Consider the following 16,032-nt stretch of genomic DNA (forward strand, 5'->3'; position numbering starts at 1 on the left):
AACCTGGTGCCCGCCGGCCCCCGCTGCCGATGATCGCATCGCGGCGGCCGGCGGAACCGTCACTTGGTCGGCTGGGCCTTCGAGGTGACGGTGATGGTGCCCGCGGCGATGTCCGCCTTGATCTTGTCGACCTCGGCCTTCAGGTCCGCCGGGACCTTGCTGTCGAAGTCGTGGTACGGGGCGATCGAGACGCCGTTGTTGGCGAGCGTGCCCACGAAGCCCGGCGTGGCCTGGAGCTTCTCGCCACTGGCGGCCTTCAGCGCGGCCTCCTTGACGGCGTCCGGGATGTTCTTGACGACGGTGGTCAGGATCGCCGAGCAGTCCGGGGTGCTCTCGCAGCCGTCGATGTCCACCCAGACGACCGAGTACTTGCCGCCCGAGGCCTTGGCCGCGGAGGTGGTGCCGAGACCGGCGCCACCGGCGACCGGCATCACGATGTCGGCGCCCTGCGCGACGAGCGCGTCGGAGACCTTCTTGCCCTCGTCCTGCTTCTCGAACGAGTTGGCGAAGGAGCCCTTCTGGGTGGCCTTGTCCCAGCCCAGCACCTGGACGTTCTTGCTCTTGGCCTTGTTGAAGTACGCCACGCCGTCGGCGAAGCCGTCCATGAAGATGGTGACCGGCGGGATCGGCAGGCCGCCGTAGGTGCCGACCTTGCCGGACTTGCTCATCCCGGCGGCCAGGTAGCCGGCCTGGAACCCGGCCTGCGCGGTGTCGAACTGCATCGGGTAGACGTTCGACACACCCGGGTTGGCGTCGACGATCGCGAACTGCTGGTTCGGGTTCTTCTCAGCCGCCGCCTTGGTGGCGTCCGACATCAGGCCACCGACGGCCAGGATGAAGTCGCACTTCTGGTTGACGAACCCGGTCAGGTTGACCTCGTAGTCCGCCTCGGCCTTCGACTGGACGTACTTGATGTCGATCTTGTCGTTCTCCTTCTTCGCCTCCTGCAGGCCCTTCCAGGCCGAGGCGTTGAAGGACTTGTCGTCGACGCCGCCGACGTCGGTCACCATGCAGGCGCTGAACTTCTTGCCGCCGTCGCCGCCGGCGTTGTTGTCGTCGTCCGGAGCCTCACCACACGCGGCAGCGCCCAGCACGAGTCCACCCGCCGCAATGACGGAGGCAATCCGCATCCCACGCACAGAGCGCAAGACGTCTCCTTCCCCTTGCACACCGCGTTGTGCGCGGTGCGCAGCCCTTGCGCCGGCCTGCGATGTGCGGCCGGCGTCCCACGTTACGGACGGGAGCGTACGCCCGCGCCCACCCACCGGCCGACAATCGTGCACGACTGTTGAGCGTCCGTTACCCCGGTGTAACCCTTGGGTGGGGCAGGTCACTTATCCGGCCGGTGGGCGTGCGCGATGGTGTCGCGAACGTCCGTTTCCCGCAGCTTCCCCGACTGGCGGCGAACTAACGCCAGAACACCGCGACGGCAGCGTTGACCAGCGTCAACCCGACGATCGCGAGGAAGTGGCCGCGGTTGACGGTCTCCCGCTTACGGGAGAAGAAGACCATGACGAAGATGAGCAGCGCGAGCACCAACTTGGTAACAAGTTTCGCCGGGGCCGGCTCGTCCCCGTCCCGCAGCGGGGCGGACAGCCCGATGCCGGTGAGGATCTGGATGATCGCGCCCCAGAGCATGGCCGCGTTGATGCGCAGCTTGCCGGAGACGTACTGGGCGATCGCGCCGCCGAGCAGCAGCGCGAAACCGATCAGATGGACGTAGAGAAGAATCAGTCGAAGAGCTTCCACGCGGCCCATCCTCCCCCATCAACGACGCTTTGTAGTAATGACCCGGCCGACCTGCCGTCATACCGTGACCCCTCCCCCGCGATCTTGCAGTTTCCGCCCCGGCACAACGGGACGAAAGGCGCGGCACACGGGCCGAAACCGCAAGATCGCGAGGGCCCGGGGTCAGCGGAGGCGCCAGACCTGGAACGTGGGGCCCTCGGCGGGGAGGGTCACCTTGTTGTCGGCGTCGGGGTGGAGAGCTGGGGCGTTGCCGTAGACGTTCTCTGCGGCGCCCACGCCTTGCAGGCGTACCGGGGTGCCTGCGGCTCGCCTTGCCAGCACCAGCACCGTCGACGTGGGCGCCTCGCGCAGGAAGACGAGCGTGTCCGCGTCCGCGTACACCCAGCGCAGGCCGCCGTGCCGCAGCGCCGGCTCGTCGCGGCGCAGCGTCAGCAACGACCGGTACGCCTCGAACGTGCGCCGGTCCCAGCTCTGGCGCCGGTGCCACGGCATCGGCGTACGCGAGCCCTCCCCGTTGGTGCCGGTCAGGCCCAGCTCGTCCCCGGCGAAGACCACGGGCGTGCCGGGCATGGTGGCGAGCAGTCCGGCCGCCACCTCCTGCCGGGCCGCGTCGCCGACCACGGTGCGGATCCGGGCCGAGTCGTGCGAGCCGAGCAGCTGCCACGAGTGCGTGTACGAGCGCCACGACACCAGCGACCGGTACGTGTTCATGGTGGCGAGCACCGCGCCCGCGTCGCGCCGCCGTACCCCGCCCGGGGTGCCGAGGAAGTTCGGCACCGGGTCGTCGCCGTGCCGCAGCCAGGACCAGACCGGGTCGGTGAAGCCGACGTAGTTCATCGTCCCGTGCCAGCCGTCGCGGTCCAGGTCACCGGTGTGGTCGTGGCCGTGCTCGGCCAGCAGCAGCCCGTCCGGCCGGGTTTCGGCCACCACCTCGCGCAGCAGCCGCGCCACCTCGTGGGTGTACGCGTCAGCGCCCCGCCGCCCGGTCATGTTCGCCACGTCGACCCGCCAGCCGTCCAGCCCGTACGGCGGGCGCAGCCAGCGGCGCAGCAGCGAGTCCTCGGCGGTGGCGAACCGGCGGCGCAGTTCGGCGCTGCCCCAGTTCAGCTTCGGCAGCGACTTCACCCCGTTCCACGACTCGTAGTCCGAGCCGGGCAGGTCGAAGTAGTACAGCTCGCGTTCCGGCGCGTTGACGTCGGAGACGGCGGCGGTGAACCAGTCGTGGGCGTCGCCGGTGTGGTTGCTGGTGATGTCGCCGAGCAGCCGCCAGCCCCGGGCGTGCACCGCGTCGGCGAGCCGGGCCAGCGCCGCGTCGCCGCCGAGCAGCGGGTCGACGGTGTCGAAGCTCGACGCGTCGTACCTGTGGTTGGAGCGCGCCGGGAACACCGGCGTCAGGTAGACGGTGTTGACGCCGAGCCGGTCCAGGTGGTCCAGGTGTTCGGTGACGCCGTCGAGGTCGCCGCCGTAGAACTGGCGGGGCGTCTCCGGGCCGCGGCCGACGACCGGGGTGTCCCAGTCACACGGGATGGCCCAGTCCGGCACGGTCCGGCCGTCGGCGGCGGCCGAGCGGGCGAACCGGTCCGGGAAGATCTGGTAGATCACCGCGTCCCGGGCCCAGGCCGGCGGCGGGGCGTAGCTGACCAGCTTGAAGTCGCCGTTGTCCGGCACGTCGTGCCCGGCCAGGCCGGCGGCGTTGAGCCAGCGGGCGCCGCGTTCGCCGTCGAGCAGGAAGCGGTAGTTGCTGACCGGGTTGCGGACCTCGACATCGGCCCGCCACCACACGTCGCCGTCGTCGGTGCGGTCGACCCGCGCCTCGGCGAAGCGCGGCTCGCCGTCGCCGGTGGTGCGCACGTGCACCTGGGAGACGCCGGATCCGGCCGGCACCCGGACGAAGACGGGGACGGTCTGCCCGAGCGCGGGCTCCTGCTCCGGGACGTAGGTGGCGGAGCCGTCGTGGTGCGGCTGAAGGGACATGGTGCTGCCTTTCGCGTCGTACCGACAGGGAGAGGGGCGGGCACCCGCCGCGATCGGTTTCACCCGACCGCGGCGGTCCGCCCGAGAACCGCTCCGGTGTACGCCGACACGACGCCCTTGCCGCAGCGTGAGCCGAGGAGGCTCAGCCCTTTACCGCTCCGGAGGTGAGTCCGGAGACGATGTAGCGCTGGAGCAGTTGGAACACCAGCACCGTCGGGATCGCGGTGAGCAGGGTGCCCGCCGCGAACATCCCGAAGTTGTTGTTGCGCTCGCCGGCCACCAGGCCGTACATGCCGACCGCGAGCGTCTTCGCCTCGGGTTCGGTGAGGAACACGTTGGCGATGATGAACTCGTTGATCGATCCGATGAAGGCGAGCAGGCCGGTCACCGCCAGGATCGGCGCCACCAGCGGCAGCATGATCCGGAAGAAGACCTGCACGTGCGACGCGCCGTCCATGGTCGCCGACTCGTCCAGCTCCTTCGGCAGCGTGTCGAAGAAGCCCTTCATCAGCCAGGTGTTCGCGCCGAGCGCGCCACCCATGTAGAGCAGGAACAGGCCCCACGGGGTGTTGAACCCGATCGCCGGGTAGAGGTCGGTGAGCGTGGTGAAGATCAGGAAGATCGCCACGATCGCCAGGAACTGCGGGAACATCTGGATCAGCAGCAGCGCGAGCAGGCCGACCCGGCGCCCGGCGAAGCGCATCCGGGAGAACGCGTACGCCGCGAGCGACGACAGGAAGATCGACGCGAAGCTGGCCACGCCCGCCAGCAGCAGCGAGTTGAGGAACCAGTGGCCGAACGCGGTCCGGTCGAACAGGTTCGTGAAGTTCTCCAGCGACGCGCCGGTCGGCAGCAACTCGGTGGAGGAGAGCGTGCCGAGCGGGTTGAGCGCCGCCGAGATCACGAACAGGATCGGGAAGAGGCTGAACGCCACCGCCAGCACGCCCACCACGTGCCGCCAGCCGACCTGCGCGAACCAGCGTCCACGCGAGCGGCGGGCCGGCGTGCGGGTGGCCGTGGGCTTCCGCGCGATTGTGGTCACGAGTACACCTCCTCCTGCTTACGGGTCCGCCGGAAGCTGATCGCCGACACCGTCGCCACGATCGCGAAGATGAAGATCGAGACGGTGGCGGCCAGGCCGAACTCGGCGCCCTGCGCGCCGAACGCGAGCCGGTACGTGTAGGTGATCAGCAGGTCGGTGGCGCCGTTCGTCGGGTTGTCCGGCGCGAACGGGCCGCCCTCGGTGGTGAACAGGATCGCGTTGACGTTGTTGAAGTTGTACGCGAACGACGCGATCAGCAGCGGCGAGAGCGCCACCAGCAGCAGCGGCAGGGTGACCGACCGGAACGACTGCCAGGGCGACGCGCCGTCGACCGAGGTCGCCTCGGTCAGCTCCCGCGGAATGGCCTGCAACGCGCCGGTGGCCACCAGGAACATGTACGGGTAGCCGAGCCAGAGCTGCACCAGCAGCACCGCGATCCGGGCCGACCAGTTGCCGCCGAACCAGTCGACGTCCAGCCCGAACAGGTTGTTGAGCAGGCCGAAGTCGGTGTTGAACATGTCCCGCCAGATCAGCAGCATCGCGAACGACGGCATGGCGTACGGCAGGATCAGCAGCACCCGGTAGAAGTTGGTACCCCGCATCCGAGGTGAGTGCAGCGCGAGCGCGATGGCCATGCCGAGCAGGAACGTCAGGCCGGTGGAGCCGATCGCGAACGCGAAGTTCCAGGCCAGCGTGCCGAAGAACGGGCCGGAGATGTTCGGGTCGGTGAGCACGGTGCTGAAGTTCTTCAGCCCGACGTCGACCTTCCAGCCCTGGGCGAGACGCTCGCCGTCGGCGGCGACGAAGGAGCCGGACTCCTCGTCTGCGGTCCACGTCTTGCCCGTCTCGCTGTCCTTGACGCAGTCGCAGCCGGCGTCGTACGCCCGGATCGCCTTGCCCTCGTAGGCCCGGGTGAGGCCGTTGGAGCGGATGGCGCCCTCGTCGGTGGGCACGATGAGCGCGGTGACGGCGTCGCTGCGGCTGCTGGCCTGCCCGATGTTCAGCAGGGTGTAGCCGTCCGCGGCGGTGATCTTGCCGCTGAGGCTGCTCACCTCGACGTCGGCGGCGTCCAGCTTGCGCAGCCCGTCCGCGTCGCCGGCGAAGACGTCCTTGGTCTTCGGGTCGCTGAGCAGGAAGACCAGGGGGCCGCTCGCCGGGTCGCCCTTCGTGGCGATGGTGAGGTTGTACTCGGTCGAGCCGGGGACCTGCTTCACCGAGGAGGTCTGCACGGCGACGATCGCGTCGTCCTTGCTGCCGCGGTGGCCGTCGCCGAAGTTCGTGAACGCGGTGCTCGCGGTGTAGAGCACCGGGAAGACCTGGAAGGCGATCAGGAAGAGCGTGCCGGGGACCAGGTACTTGGCCGGAATGTGCCGGCGGCTCAGGTAGAGGTAGAACAGGCCGGCGGTGGTGGCCACCAGGATGCCCAGCCCGATCCAGTGTTCGGCCTCGATGAGCGGGAAGGCCGCCCAGATCGCGATCCCGGCCACCAGGCCGAGCAGGACCACCTTGACGACGAGGCCGGTCGCGGTGATCGGCGCGTGTTGCCGCGCGGTACGGGACGTGCGCGGGAGCCCGGGGCGTGCGGGCTCCCGGCCCGGGGCCTGCGGTGCAGACCCCGGGCCGGACAGCGGCGCGCTCATTACTTGATCTGACCCTGGATGGTCTTGCCGGCGGCCGTGATCGTCTTGGCCGGGTCGGCGCCGCCGATGATGGCGGCCTCCGCCTTGCCGAACGGGTCCCAGATCGCGGCCATGGCCGGGATCGCCGGGAGCACCTGGCCGTTCTTGCCGGCCTCGGAGAACTTGGCCAGGTCCGGGTCCTCGCCCTTGACCTGGTCGAAGGCGGCGGTCAGCGCCGGCGGGCGCGGCTCGGCCTTGTACAGCGCGACGGCCAGCTCGGGCTTGGTCACGTAGTTGGTGACGAACTCCTGGGCCAGGGCCTTGTTCTTGCCCTTGGCGGCCACGTAGAACGCCTGGACGCCGACGAACGGCTGGGCCTCCTGGCCACCGGCGAAGCCGGGGACCGGGGAGATGTCGTAGGAGATGTTGGCCTTCTTGGCGTCGGCCACTGCCCACGGGCCGGAGACCAGGAACGCGCACTTCTTGCCGGTGAAGGTGGCGATGGAGTTCTCGCCGGTGATGGAGCGCTTCAGCGCACCCTCGCCCTTCTCACCCAGCTTGGCGATCTTCTGGAAGGCAGCGATCGACTCCGGCTTGCCCACGCCCAGGTCCTTCGGGTCGTAGTCGCCGTTCGCCGTGGTGCCGAACAGGTAGCCGCCGCCGGAGGTGTAGAGCGGGTAGATGTGGTAGGCGTCGCCGTTCTGGCCGGACTGCAGGCACAGGATCTCGCTGGCCTTCTTCTCGGCCTTGAGCTTCTTGCCGGTGGCGACCAGGTCCTCGATCGTCTTCGGCGCCTCGGGGGCCAGCTCGGTGTTGCGGATCAGCGCGACGTTCTCGGTGGCGTAGGGCACGCCGTAGAGCTGGCCGTTGAACGTGACGGCCTTGATCGCGGTCTCGTTGAAGCCGCTCTTCTGCTCGGCCGGGAGCTGCACCGGGTCGATGGCGCCGTTCTGGACCAGGTTGCCGATCCAGTCGTGCGCGCCGACCACGACGTCCGGGCCGCTGCCCTGCTGCGAGGCGGTGACGAAGTTGGTCTGCAGGTCCTTGGAGACGGCCTGGACCTCGACGGTCACGCCGTTCTCCTTGCCGAACTCCTCGGCGAACGGCTTGAGGGCGGCCGTGCGCTTGTCGTCGGCCCAGATGACCAGCTTGCCGCCGGTCGCCTTGGCGGACTCGCCGGCGGCCGGCTTGTCGTCGCTGCCGCTGTCACCACAGCCGGAGGCGGCGAGCGCCAGGCCGAGGACGGCGACCACACCCGCGGTACGGATGCGCATCGGTACTCCTGTCGTCATGGCGGCCCGCCGGGGGAGGGGCGGCCCGCCAGTGGAAACCTCTGAAATTTCTTGCTGACCGGCACAGGGGTGCTGCGCCGCTGCTCTCGCATGTTGCGGGGACGTTAGCAAGAGGTTGCAGAGAATGGAAGGGCTTGCAGAAGTGTACGCAAGACTTTGCCGTTGGGCTAAAGTGCCGCACATGCGCGCTCGACTGTCCGACATCGCCCAACAGGCCGAAGTCAGCGAGGCCACGGTGTCGCGGGTGCTCAACGACCGCCCCGGCGTGGCCCCCGAGACCCGGCAGGCCGTCCTCACCGCCCTCGATGTGCTCGGGTACGAACGTCCGGCCCGGTTGCGCAAGCGCAGCGCCGGGCTGGTCGGCCTGGTCGTGCCGGAGCTGGACAATCCGATCTTCCCGGCGTTCGCCCAGATCATCGAGTCCGCGCTCGCCCCCACCGGCTACACACCGGTGCTCTGCACGCAGACCCCAGGCGGCGTCCGCGAGGACGAGTACGTGGAGATGCTGCTGGACCGGCAGGTCTCCGGCATCGTCTTCGTCTCCGGCCTGCACGCCGACACCGCCGCGGACCACGACCGCTACCGCACGCTGCTGGCCCGGCCGCTGCCGATCGTCATGATCAACGGGTACGCGCCGGGCATCCCCGCGCCGTTCGTCTCCTGCGACGACCGGGAGTCCGCCGAACTGGCGGTCGCCCACCTGGTCGCGCTCGGGCACCGCCGGATCGGCCTGATCACCGGCCCGGACCGGTTCGTGCCGGTGCAGCGCAAGGTCGCCGGCTACAAGGCCGCGATGGGGCGCCTCACCGACATCACCTCCGACGAGCTGACCGAGCTGACCGAGCTGTCGCTGTTCGGCGTCGAGGGCGGCGAGGCCGCCGCCGGCCGGCTCATCGAACGCGGCGTGACCGGACTGGTCTGCGGCTCGGACCTGATGGCGCTCGGCGCGATCCGGGCCGCCCGCCAGCGCGGCCTGTCGGTGCCCGACGACGTCTCCGTGGTCGGGTACGACGACTCCCCGCTGATGGCGTTCACCGACCCGCCGCTGACCACAGTGCGCCAGCCGGTGGCCGCCATGGCGGTGGCGGCGGTGCGGGCCCTGGTCGACGAGATCAACGGCCACCCCTCCCCGAACTCCGAGTACCTGTTCCGGCCCGAGCTGGTGGTACGCGGCTCGACCGCGGTGACCCGCCCCGCCGACCCCCCGAAGCGCCAGCGCCCCGCCAGCCCGTCCTCCCCCTCCCTCCCCATCCCCGCCTGACGCCCCGCACTCCCCTCCCCCTCCCTCCCGCCCGGCTCAGGGCGCGGCGATCATGAAGTTGGCGGGGACAAAGCGGGCAGAGACTGCCGTCAACCTCATGATCGACCGGATCGGCGGCAGTGGGGGTGGGTGGGTGGGTGGGTGGGCGTCCCGGGATTCGGGAGACGGGGGCAGGGTCGGCGCGGGTGATGGCTGTCATTTCTTGCGCAAGGAATGCTTGACTCTTGCAGGGCTGTGGCGGCATTCTGCTCTGACACCCTGCGCCACCACAGAACGGGAATCGACAGCGATGACCTCCGCCACCACCCCCACGCCACGGACCGCCGACGACGACTGGTGGCGGTCCGCGGTCGTCTACCAGGTGTACGTCCGCAGCTTCGCCGACGCGAACGCCGACGGGGTCGGTGACCTCCAGGGCATCCGGCAGCGCCTTCCCTACCTGCGCGACCTCGGCGTGGACGCGCTCTGGCTGACGCCGTTCTACACCTCGCCGCAGGTCGACGCCGGCTACGACGTGGCCGACTACCGCGACGTCGACCCGCTGTTCGGCAACCTGACCGACTTCGACGAGATGATCACCGACGCGCACGCGCTCGGCCTGCGGATCATCGTCGACATGGTGCCCAACCACACCTCCAGCGCGCACCCGTGGTTCGCCGCCGCGCTCGCCGCCGGCCCCGGTTCGCCGGAGCGTGAGCGCTACCTGTTCGCCGACGGCAAGGGCGAGCAGGGCGAGCTGCCCCCGAACGACTGGGAGAGCATCTTCGGCGGCCCGGCCTGGACGCGCGTGGTCGACGGCCAGTGGTACCTGCACCTGTTCGACCCTGCCCAGCCCGACCTGAACTGGCGCCACCCCGAGGTACGGGCCGAGTTCGAGGACGTCCTGCGCTTCTGGCTGGACCGGGGCGTGGACGGCTTCCGGATCGACGTGGCCCACGGAATGATCAAGGCCGAGGGCCTGCCGGACGTCGGTTTCAACTCGATGACCACCGGCCGGCGCCAGTCCGAGCTGCTGGGCAAGGGCCGGCTGCCGTACTTCGACCAGGACGAGGTGCACGACATCTACCGCGCCTGGCGGCCGATCCTGGACAGCTACCCGGGCGGCCGGATGGCGGTGGCCGAGGCGTGGGCCGAGACCCCGCAGCGGCTGGCCCGTTACATCGGCCCGGACGAGCTGCACCAGGCGTTCAGCTTCGACTTCCTCGACGCCACCTGGTCGGCCGACTCGTTCCGCAAGGTGATCGACACGGCGCTGGCCGAGTCCACGATCGTGGGCGCGCCGACCACCTGGGTGCTGTCCAACCACGACCGGCAGCGGCACGTCACCCGGTACGGCGACGGCGAGGTCGGCCTGCGCCGCGCCCGCGCCGCCGCGCTGCTGATGTTCGCGCTGCCCGGCTGCGCGTACGTCTACCAGGGCGAGGAACTGGGCCTGCCGGAGGTGCTGGACCTCCCCGACGAGCTGCGCCAGGACCCGGCGTTCCGGCGTACCGGGGAGAGCCGCGACGGCTGCCGGGTGCCGATCCCGTGGGGCGGCGACCTGCCCCCGTACGGCTTCGGGCCCGACGGCAGCGAGCTGAGCTGGCTGCCGGCGCCGGCGACCTGGCGGGAGCTGTCGGTGGCCGCCCAGGCCGGTGCGCCCGGCTCGACGCTGGAGCTGTACCGGACCGCGCTGCGGATCCGGCACGAGCACCCGGCGCTCGCCGGGGTCGGCGGCATCACCTGGCTGGAGACCGAGCCCGGCGTACTCGCGTTCCGCCGCGCCGCCGGGGACGCCGAGCTGACCTGTGTGGTCAACATCAGCGGCGCCGACGTGACGGTGAGCGGCCACGGCCGCCCGCTCGTCGCGAGCGCCGACCTCACCGAGCGGGGCGACGGGCACGTCCTGCCGGTGGACGCGGCTGCGTGGTTCGAACGGCGCTGAGCCGGGTAACCCGCCAACGACCTGGCCGTCCGTTGTGCTCCGCGCCGACGGGCGGCTGGGCTGCCGACCCCTTGTGGTGGGGGGTGAGGTGGTCCCGGCCCCTCGGGAGTCCGCTCCCGGGGGGCCGGTGTCCATCCCGGCAGCCCGGGGTACCACCAGGGGATGACCGCACGCGTGGCGCAGTACACCCTCGATGTCAGCGACCTGGACCGGATGGCCCGGTTCTGGTCCGCCGCCCTCGGCTACACCGTCTCGCAGGGCGACGACGGCAACGCGAAGCTCTACCCGCCGCCCGGCCGGCCCGGCCCGACCGTCTGGTTGCAGGGCAGCGGCACCCCGAAGCGCGGCAAGAACCGGCTCCACCTGGACCTGGTCGCCGACGAGGGGCAGACGGCGGAGGTCGAGCGACTGATCGGGCTCGGCGCCCGGCGCGCCGACGTCGGGCAGACCGGCGCGGAGGGCTTCGTGGTGCTCGTCGACCCGGAGGACAACGAGTTCTGCGTGCTCGACGGGCCGCCGCGCTGAGCGTCCTCAGCCGCCCTTGGCGGTGAGCAGCGCGGCGATCCGGGCGAACCCGGCCCGGATCTCCTCCCGGTCGGGCGCCTTCGCCGGCTCGGGCTCCGGCTCGCGCTCGGCGGCCCGTTCCAGCTCCTCGTCGATGACGTCCTCGAAGTCGCCGTACAGGTCAGCCTGGTCGATCTCGGCCGCCTCGTCCTCGGCGGCGATCTGCGCGGCGGCGATCTCACCCCGGATCTCCTCCGGCGTGAGCGCGGGCAGCAGCGGCTCCACCACCGCCATCAACTGCTCCTCGGCCACCACCGCCTCGGCCAGCGCCAGCGCGTGCGCCCGCTCGTACGGGCCGCAGACCACCGGCTCCCACTCGTCGTCCGCGCCGAGCGGGCCGAACGTGATGATCCACGGCAGGCCGAGCATCGGCGAGTCGTCCGGCAGGTCGAGTGTCACGAGTGCGCCCACCGGCCCATCATCGTCGGACGGGATCCGCCCGGGGAACGCATCGGCTCGACTCTCCCCGCTCAGGGGACCACGCTCAGCCACGCGTGCCGGCGTCCAGCGCCGCGCGGACCAGGGCGACCGCCCGCTCCGGCGGGACGCCCAGGCGGCGCGCCTCGGCGGCGTACCCGGCGGCGGCCTGCTGCAACCGGTCGACGGCGTCGTCCCGCCCCGGCGCGACCACCGTGCCGTGCCGGCCGCGCGTCTGGACCAGCCCGGCGGCCTCCAGCTCCCGGTAGGCCCGCGCCACCGTGTTCACCGCCAGCCCCAGGTCCGCCGCGAGCTGCCGGACCGCGGGCAGCCGGGTCCCCACCGGCAGCCGCCCGTCGCCGATCCGCGCCGCGAACTGCGCGCGCACCTGCTCGTACGGCGGCACCGCCGACGCCGCGTCGATCCGGATCCGCGCGCTCATCCCGCCCCTCCCGGCGTTCCCGGTTCGGTTTCCTCGTCGAGCACGTCCGCCTCCACGTCCACCTCCCGGGCGCCGCCCTCGGCCAGGTCCACCACCCGGCCGTACGGGCTGGTGGCGGCGAGCGCCGCGCCGAAGAGCACCAACTGGTTGAGCAGGTAGAGGTAGAGCAGCAGGCCCACGGCGGTGGCGACCACCGTGTACGCCGGGTTCCGCTCGGTGCGTACCACGTAGTAGCGCCCCACCGTGTTGAGCAGGGTGATGCCGATCGCGACGGCGAGCACCGCCGGTCGCAGCCGGCGCCGGCTCATCCGCAGCCGGGGCACTGCGAGCAGCAGCGCGGCGGCCAGCACGGCGTTGACGAGCACGCTCAGCACCGCGCTGACCGTGGTCAGGCCCACCGAGCCGGTGCTGCGCAGCAGGAAACGCAGCAGCGACTCCAGCGCGTCCACGGCGGCGACCGAGACGAACAGCAGCACGAAGACCGCGACCAGCACGCCCAGGTCGACCAGCCGCCGCATCACCAGGTTGCCGGGCTGCTGGTTGAAGCCGTACATCAGCCGCTGCGAGGAGCGGATCGCCTCCACCCAGCCGATGCCGGTGAACACCAGGATGACCAGGCCGACCACGCCGACGGTGTTGCTGCTCTCGGCGATCTGCGCCGGGTCGAGAAAGGGCAGGTTCTCTTCGAGGAAGTGGGCGGCCGCGCGGCTGACCTCCTCGTTGTCGCGCAGCACCGCGCCGAAGACCCAGTACGCGACGAGCGCGAGCGCGAACACGGCGAAGAAGCCGTAGTACGCGATGGCGGCGGCGAGCCGCCCGGCGAGCAGGTCGGCGTAGAGCGTCCCGGCGCGCCACACGTGGTCGAAGACCGACGACCGGCCCCGGGCCGCGTCGATGCGGCGCCCGACCGCCGCCTCGATCCGGCCGAAGACGTTCACCCCGTCATCCTCGCTGATCTCCGCCCGTGGCGGAGGAGCCCCGGCCGGTCGAATGTTCAGCTCGCCCCGCCGAGCCGGAAGTCGCGCCGGGGCTGCCACCGGGTAGCCCCGCTGTGCGAGAACAGCGTGAACGCCTCCACCTGGAACAGCGCGGAGAAGTCGGCCAGATCCTCGTACGCCTTGTCGAGCACCTCGGGTGGCACGTCCTGTGCCACTGTGACGTGCGGGTGGTACGGGAAACGCAGCTCGCGGCGCAGCTCGGGAGCGGAGTTGATGGCGGCGGCCAGCAGTTCGCACTCGCTGATCCCGGCCGCCACCGCCACGAAGACCACCTGGGTGACCGGGCGGAACGTGCCGGTGCCGCGCAGGTGCAGCGTGAACGGCAGGTGCGCGGCGGCGACCCGGTCCAGGTGCTCCTCGACGGCGGGCAGCGCGCGTACCGGAATCTCGGTGGGCCCGAGCAGGGTGACGTGCGCGGGGACGGCCGCCGGGTCGCCGGCCTCGACCCGGCGGCGGGTGAGCATCCCGCCCCACGGCTCGGGGATGTCGACGGCGATCCCGATCTGGATCGTGTCCGCGCCGCCCGGCGCCGCGTCATTGCCCGCCACGTCGCGCGCCACCCCTCCGGCCTCCGGCTGCGTCACCCGTTCCGCCCGGGCCGCTACTCGAACCGCACCGGCGGGAAGAAACCGACCCGCTCGTACGCCGCACGCAGCGTCGCGTCGGCCACCACGCGGGCTTTCTCCGCGCCCCGCGCGAGCAGCTTGTCCAGTTGGGCCGGGTCGTTCAGGTAGCCGTTCGTGCGTTCCTGGATCGGGGTGACGAACTCGCGCACCACCTCGGCCAGGTCCTTCTTGAGGTCGCCGTAGCCCTTGCCGTCGTACGCGGCCACCAGGTCGTCGATGGACCGGCCGGACAGCGCCGAGTAGATGGTGAGCAGGTTGCTGATGCCCGGTTTGCCCTCGGCGTCGAAGACGATCTCGCGGCCGGTGTCGGTGACCGCCGAGCGGATCTTCTTGGCCGAGCGGGCCGGGTCCTCCAGCAGGTCGATGATGCCGGCCGGGGAGGACGACGACTTCGACATCTTCGCCGTCGGGTCCTGCAGGTCGGTGATCTTCGCGGTGTCCTTCACGATGTGCGGCGCGGGCACCGTGAAGGTGCGCCCGAACAGCGAGTTGAACCGCTGCGCCAGGTCGCGGGACAGCTCCAGGTGCTGCCGCTGGTCCTCGCCCACCGGCACCGCGTTCGCCTGGTAGAGCAGGATGTCGGCGGCCTGCAGGATCGGGTACGTGAACAGGCCGACGCTGGCCCGCTCGCTGCCCTGCTTCTGCGACTTGTCCTTGAACTGGGTCATCCGGCCGGCCTCGCCGAACCCGGTGATGCAGCCGAGCACCCAGGCCAGCTGCGGGTGCTCGGGCACCTGCGACTGGACGAACAGCGTGCTGCGCTCCGGGTCGAGGCCGAGCGCGAACAGCTGCGCGGCGGCCACCCGGCTGCGGTGCTTGAGCACCTTGGGGTCGTGCCCGGCGGTGATCGCGTGCAGGTCGACCACGCAGTAGTAGGCGTCGTGGCTGTCCTGCAACGCCACCCAGTGCCGCAGCGCGCCCAGGTAGTTGCCGAGGTGGAACGAGTCGGCCGTCGGCTGGATGCCGGAGAAGACGCGCGGGCGGGCGGGTACGTCGGACATGGCGGCAATTCTGTCAGCAAGCCCCGGCGTCCGTCATGACGGGCCGGTGGATCGGGCGGGTACGGGCGGAAGCGGACTGTTCACCTCACGCCGGGGCTCGGGCAGCCGCGCGGCGGAGACCGCCAGGCGGGACACCCGCCGGCCGTCGAGCGCCAGCACCCGCAGCAGCCAGCCGGCCGGATCGGCGGGGACCGATCCGCCTTCCGGGTCGAGCGCCACCGGCACCTCGTCCCCGGCCACCGGCAGCCGGCCCAGCGCGGCCATCACGAACCCGCCCACCGTCTCGTACGGGCCGGCGGGCAGCGGCACCCCGGTACGTTCGGCGAAGTCGGTCAGGTTGAGCCGGCCGTCCACGACGGCGGGCAGCCCGGTGGATTCCGGCTCGGGCGGGCCGTGCTCCTCGTCGCGGATCTCCCCGACCAGTTCCTCGACCAGGTCCTCGCAGGTGACGATGCCGGCGGTGCCGCCGTACTCGTCGATGACCACGGCCAGGTGGTGGCCCTCCCGGCGCATCTCGGTCAGCGCCGCGAGCACGCGCTTGCTGTCCGGCAGGCGTTTCACCTCGCGGGTCAGCTCGCCGACCACCAGCGGCCGGTCGGGTTCCGGGCGCAGCAGCACGTCCCGCAGGTGCACCATGCCGACCACGTCGTCGTGGGTGCCGTCGACCACCGGGTAGCGGGTGTGCGGGTCGTCCCGGACCAGTCGCCGCGCCTGGGCCAGCGGCAGCGCCGCGCTGAGGAAGACCACCTCGGTGCGGGGCACCATGACCTCGCGGACGAGCCGGGCGCCGGCCAGCAGCACCTCGTCGATGATCCGGCGCTCGTCGGCGTCGAGCAGCGTGTTCGCCGCGACCAGGTCCCGCAGCTCGGCCTCGCTGATCCGCTCCCGGCCGGCGACCGGGCTGGCGCCGAGCAGGTCGGTCACCAGGCGGGTGGCGCCGTCGGCGGCCCGCACCACGAGGCGGGCCACGGTGCGGGCCAGCGGGCCGGGTTCGCGTCGGAGCCGCCCCGGCGGACGCCGCCGGGGCCCGGGACCACCACCCTCCCGCATGAGAAGGATGGTAGACAGCGGCCACCGTACGCTCGGGCCGATGTTCGGATCTGTTCAGTCATGAAGGATTGTG

15 protein-coding genes are annotated in these 16,032 nt (G+C 71.3%); 3 read left to right on the plus strand and 12 right to left on the minus strand.

The window, feature by feature from the left end:
* Positions 1 to 59: 59 nt before the first annotated feature.
* From MCBG_RS16245 to MCBG_RS16270, 6 genes are all read right to left on the minus strand, one after another.
* On the minus strand, positions 60 to 1,130 hold the full coding sequence (locus tag MCBG_RS16245; protein WP_043326775.1) for a BMP family lipoprotein: 1,071 nt from the start codon (positions 1,128 to 1,130) through the stop codon (positions 60 to 62).
* Between the two features lie 277 nt (positions 1,131 to 1,407).
* Positions 1,408 to 1,749, minus strand: coding sequence for a hypothetical protein (locus MCBG_RS16250; protein WP_043330653.1), 342 nt, complete (start codon positions 1,747 to 1,749; stop codon positions 1,408 to 1,410).
* A gap of 162 nt (positions 1,750 to 1,911) precedes the next feature.
* Positions 1,912 to 3,723 carry a glycoside hydrolase family 13 protein gene (locus tag MCBG_RS16255; protein WP_043326777.1) on the minus strand — a complete coding sequence of 604 codons (1,812 nt, stop codon included), beginning with the start codon at positions 3,721 to 3,723 and terminating at the stop codon, positions 1,912 to 1,914.
* A gap of 142 nt (positions 3,724 to 3,865) precedes the next feature.
* Positions 3,866 to 4,765, minus strand: coding sequence for a sugar ABC transporter permease (locus tag MCBG_RS16260; RefSeq protein WP_043326779.1), 900 nt, complete (start codon positions 4,763 to 4,765; stop codon positions 3,866 to 3,868).
* On the minus strand, positions 4,762 to 6,405 hold the full coding sequence (locus MCBG_RS16265) for an ABC transporter permease subunit (protein ID WP_043326781.1): 1,644 nt from the start codon (positions 6,403 to 6,405) through the stop codon (positions 4,762 to 4,764). The genes MCBG_RS16260 and MCBG_RS16265 overlap by 4 nt, the downstream gene beginning before the upstream one ends.
* On the minus strand, positions 6,405 to 7,658 hold the full coding sequence (locus MCBG_RS16270) for a sugar ABC transporter substrate-binding protein (protein WP_043326783.1): 1,254 nt from the start codon (positions 7,656 to 7,658) through the stop codon (positions 6,405 to 6,407). Before MCBG_RS16270 ends, MCBG_RS16265 begins: the two co-directional genes overlap by 1 nt.
* 199 nt (positions 7,659 to 7,857) lie before the next feature.
* Here MCBG_RS16270 and MCBG_RS16275 point away from each other — a divergent pair, with 199 nt between their 5' ends.
* The 3 genes from MCBG_RS16275 (at position 7,858) to MCBG_RS16285 (ending at position 11,386) form a co-directional block, all read left to right on the plus strand.
* Positions 7,858 to 8,937 (plus strand): LacI family DNA-binding transcriptional regulator, encoded by a 1,080-nt coding sequence (locus MCBG_RS16275; protein WP_043326785.1) that lies wholly within the window; start codon positions 7,858 to 7,860, stop codon positions 8,935 to 8,937.
* A 289-nt stretch (positions 8,938 to 9,226) separates the two neighbouring features.
* On the plus strand, positions 9,227 to 10,861 hold the full coding sequence (locus tag MCBG_RS16280) for a glycoside hydrolase family 13 protein (protein WP_043326786.1): 1,635 nt from the start codon (positions 9,227 to 9,229) through the stop codon (positions 10,859 to 10,861).
* Between the two features lie 162 nt (positions 10,862 to 11,023).
* On the plus strand, positions 11,024 to 11,386 hold the full coding sequence (locus MCBG_RS16285; protein ID WP_043326789.1) for a VOC family protein: 363 nt from the start codon (positions 11,024 to 11,026) through the stop codon (positions 11,384 to 11,386).
* 6 nt (positions 11,387 to 11,392) lie between these two features.
* Here MCBG_RS16285 and MCBG_RS16290 read toward each other — a convergent pair whose 3' ends face one another.
* The 6 genes from MCBG_RS16290 to MCBG_RS16315 form a co-directional block, all read right to left on the minus strand.
* A complete protein-coding gene (locus MCBG_RS16290; protein ID WP_043326791.1) occupies positions 11,393 to 11,836 on the minus strand; it encodes a hypothetical protein in 444 nt (147 codons plus the stop codon).
* A 73-nt stretch (positions 11,837 to 11,909) separates the two neighbouring features.
* Positions 11,910 to 12,284, minus strand: a complete 375-nt coding sequence (locus MCBG_RS16295) for a GntR family transcriptional regulator (protein ID WP_043326793.1) — start codon at positions 12,282 to 12,284, stop codon at positions 11,910 to 11,912.
* On the minus strand, positions 12,281 to 13,222 hold the full coding sequence (locus MCBG_RS16300) for a YhjD/YihY/BrkB family envelope integrity protein (RefSeq protein WP_043326794.1): 942 nt from the start codon (positions 13,220 to 13,222) through the stop codon (positions 12,281 to 12,283). The genes MCBG_RS16295 and MCBG_RS16300 overlap by 4 nt, the downstream gene beginning before the upstream one ends.
* Before the next feature lie 56 nt (positions 13,223 to 13,278).
* Positions 13,279 to 13,866, minus strand: coding sequence for a 2'-5' RNA ligase family protein (locus MCBG_RS16305; protein ID WP_043326796.1), 588 nt, complete (start codon positions 13,864 to 13,866; stop codon positions 13,279 to 13,281).
* Positions 13,867 to 13,883: 17 nt separating this feature from the next.
* Positions 13,884 to 14,909: a tryptophan--tRNA ligase gene (gene trpS / locus MCBG_RS16310; protein ID WP_043326798.1), complete on the minus strand. Its 1,026-nt coding sequence runs from the start codon at positions 14,907 to 14,909 to the stop codon at positions 13,884 to 13,886.
* Positions 14,910 to 14,942: 33 nt separating this feature from the next.
* Entirely contained in the window at positions 14,943 to 15,959 is a 1,017-nt protein-coding gene (locus MCBG_RS16315) for a hemolysin family protein (RefSeq protein ID WP_223201244.1), read from the minus strand.
* Positions 15,960 to 16,032: the final 73 nt, after the last annotated feature.

The sequence above is a fragment of the Micromonospora sp. M42 genome, from assembly GCF_000568915.1.
Taxonomy (GTDB): Bacteria; Actinomycetota; Actinomycetes; order Mycobacteriales; family Micromonosporaceae; genus Micromonospora; species Micromonospora chalcea.